The sequence below is a fragment of the Gulosibacter sediminis genome, from assembly GCF_014904065.1.
Lineage (GTDB): Bacteria > Actinomycetota > Actinomycetes > Actinomycetales > Microbacteriaceae > Gulosibacter > Gulosibacter sediminis.
In genome coordinates, this window is sequence record NZ_JACXJG010000016.1 from 7,143 (window position 1) to 7,510 (window position 368).

Consider the following 368-nt stretch of genomic DNA (forward strand, 5'->3'; position numbering starts at 1 on the left):
CGCGTTGCGCACCGCCGGCCGCGCGATCGGCGCGAAGGCCTGGCGCGGAGTCGCGCCGAGGGCGAGCCAGCCCTCGATCTCGTCCCAGTGATCGCGCGCTCCCGCGTCGAGCAGCCGCAGCGTCAGCGTCGCGATCGTCATGGTGTTGCCGACGACGATGCCGCCGACCGCGAGCAGNGTACCGCGGCTCAAAGGCGAGCGCGCCGGTGCCGAACACGATCGCCATCGCGACACACGGGCCGAGCGCCATCGAACTCGCGAGCAGAGCAATCGGGACGCCCATGCCGCGGGTGCGCCGGGCCGACGTGAACACCGCCGCCGCGAACATCACGACGAGCCCGAGGCCAACCCAGAGCGGATGCGTGATG

General features: G+C 72.5%; 1 protein-coding gene and 1 pseudogene. Both read right to left on the reverse strand.

Annotation, left to right across the window (positions count from 1 at the left end):
* Window positions 1-234, reverse strand: a 234-nt coding sequence (locus tag ID132_RS08615) for an ABC transporter permease (protein WP_459562466.1), incomplete at its 3' end; no start/stop codon positions are given.
* 4 nt (window positions 235-238) lie between these two features.
* A pseudogene (locus tag ID132_RS15275) lies at window positions 239-368 on the reverse strand (ABC transporter permease); the annotation flags it as partial.